Source organism: Planktotalea sp., assembly GCF_049680325.1.
Taxonomy (GTDB): domain Bacteria; phylum Pseudomonadota; class Alphaproteobacteria; order Rhodobacterales; family Rhodobacteraceae; genus Planktotalea.
This window is the reverse complement of record NZ_JBAUHO010000324.1, coordinates 1-2,352: the sequence shown is the minus strand read 5'-3', so window position 1 is coordinate 2,352 and position 2,352 is coordinate 1. Positions and strand designations below refer to the sequence as shown.

General features: G+C 57.3%; 2 protein-coding genes. Both read left to right on the top strand.

The window, feature by feature from the left end; all coding sequences use genetic code 11:
- Positions 1–103: 103 nt before the first annotated feature.
- Positions 104–2,095, top strand: coding sequence for a CocE/NonD family hydrolase (locus WBC85_RS14560; protein ID WP_424438751.1), 1,992 nt, complete (start codon positions 104–106; stop codon positions 2,093–2,095).
- A gap of 133 nt (positions 2,096–2,228) precedes the next feature.
- Positions 2,229–2,352 (top strand): twin-arginine translocation signal domain-containing protein (locus WBC85_RS14555; protein ID WP_424438754.1); only part of this gene is annotated, 124 nt, incomplete at its 3' end.

Here is a 2,352-nt window from a genome sequence, read left to right as displayed (position 1 = left end):
GCCCCAATCTGCCGCGCACGCGGCTCATCATGCCCGTGTGCAACACGCACATTCAGATCAGACCTGCTTGACTCCTATGTCCGCTCAATCAACGATGTTTCTCATGACATCAAACATCCTGCGCGATATTGCCGAAGACCCCGACCTTGGCATCCCCATGAGCGACGGCACGCGCCTTTCTGCCCGCACATGGATCCCGAACGACGCCGACGACGCCCCGGTCCCCGCGATCCTTGAGTTTCTGCCCTATCGCAAACGCGATGGAACCACCGCGCGCGATTGCCTTACACATCCCTACTTTGCCAAGCGCGGCTATGCCTGCATTCGCGTGGACATGCGCGGCAACGGCGATAGCGAAGGGTTGATGGAGGACGAATACAGCCCTCAGGAACTTGCCGACGCGGTTGAGACGATCAACTGGCTCGCAGCGCAGCCCTGGTGCAATGGCAATGTCGGGATGATGGGGATCAGCTGGGGCGGGTTCAACGCCCTGCAAGTCGCGGCGCTCACACCAGAACCGCTTAAAGCGATCATCACACTTTGCTCGACGGTCGATCGCTACGCGGACGATATCCACTATAAGGGTGGTTGCCTGCTCAATGAAAACCTCGGTTGGGGCGGGACGATGTGGTCCTATTCCTCGCGTGCGCCCGATCCGATGCTACGCCCCGATGACTGGCGTGACATCTGGATGAAGCGTTTGGAGAACGACCCTTTTCTCGCCGCTCATTGGCTCGATCATCAGCGCCGTGATGCCTATTGGCAGCATGGCTCGGTCTGTGAAGACTACTCCGCGATCAAAGCCGCAACCTTGGCAATCGGTGGCTGGGGTGATGCCTACAAAAATGCTCCGCCCGCTCTCATCGAAAATCTGGACGCCCCTGCGAAAGCCATCATCGGGCCCTGGGTTCACAAATATCCGCATTTTGCCATTCCCGAACCGCGCATCGGTTTCTTGCAAGAGGCGCTTCGCTGGTGGGATCATTGGCTAAAGGGAATTGAGACCGGCGTTGAAAACGATCCTCTGTATCGCCCCTACCTAATGGACGCAGTCGCGCCAAAGTCCTGGTATACCGAACGCGCAGGACGATGGCTTGCCATTGATGAAAAGCCCTCGGACCTGCCGCGCGAGGTTTGGCATTTTGCCGAAGATGCCTTGCAGCAAGCCCCTGCGCCCTTCACAAAGTCCATCGCATCCCCGCAAACTTGCGGGGCGCATTCCGGAGAATACTGTGCGATCTGGCTAGGCCCGGAGCTTCCCGATGACCAACGCGCCGATGACGTCGGCTCGCTGGTGTTCAAAAGCGAAAAACTAAACGAACAGCGTGATATTGTTGGCGCGCCGCAGGTCACGATTACGCTTAGCGCTGACAAGGCGCAGGGGCAGATTGCGGTGCGTTTGCTGGACATGCAGCCGAACGGCGCGAGCGCGCGGATCACATATGGCGTCTTGAATCTGAGCCATCATATCAGCCATTCGACCCCCAAGCCCCTTGAGCCGGGACAGGCGATCACGATCACCCTCGATCTGGATCATATCGCCTATCGCTTGCCTGCGGGGCATCGTTTGGGCCTTGCAGTGTCTTCTGCCTACTGGCCGCTTGTCTGGCCCAGCCCCGAAGCAACGACGCTAACGTTAACGCAAGGATCGTTAAGCCTGCCGGTCCGTGCCAGCGGTGACACTGACGAATGGACCTTCGAGCCGCCTGAAGCGGATGAGCCTTGGCAGGTTGAAACGATCCGCGAAGCCTCTAACAGCAGGCGCACGATCACCGATTGGTCGACGGGCATTGTTACGTTGGAAATCATCGACGACTTTGGCAAGGTCAGGGATAGCGATCACGGGTTGATAAACGGGTCAATTGCGCGGGAATGGTGGTCGATCCATCCCGACGATCCGCTTAGCGCGCGCGGGCGCACCCATTGGAGCGACGAGTTGGAGCGTGATGGGATTTGCCTGCGCACCGAAGCAACGTCGCACATGCATTCTGACGCGACCCATTTCCACCTTAACGCGCGTTTAGAAGCCTATGAGAATGACACACTCGTGTTCGAGAAGGATGTTCAACGCAGCATTGAGCGGGACAACTTGTAACTGTGCCTGGCCAATAAAAGATAATTAACCCTTGATAGCTGCAACACAATCCGCATTGTTGAACATGTAATCAACAAAACCGCCTGCCCGATCAAACGAGGGCGGACCAATAGATCAAAACTGGGAGTTTCTTATGCAAGACCAACTAGACTATCTCGCTAAACGTGCCACCGCGGGCAAACTTTCGCGCCGTGAATTCATGGGCAAAGCAACCGCTTTGGGTGTCAGCGCAACCGCTGCCAGCACAATGTTCGCAA

Bases quoted from the DNA above. Each gene is read 5' to 3' on its own strand.
- WBC85_RS14560 (WP_424438751.1), top strand. From the start codon at position 104: ATGACATCAAACATCCTGCGCGATATTGCCGAAGACCCCGACCTTGGC.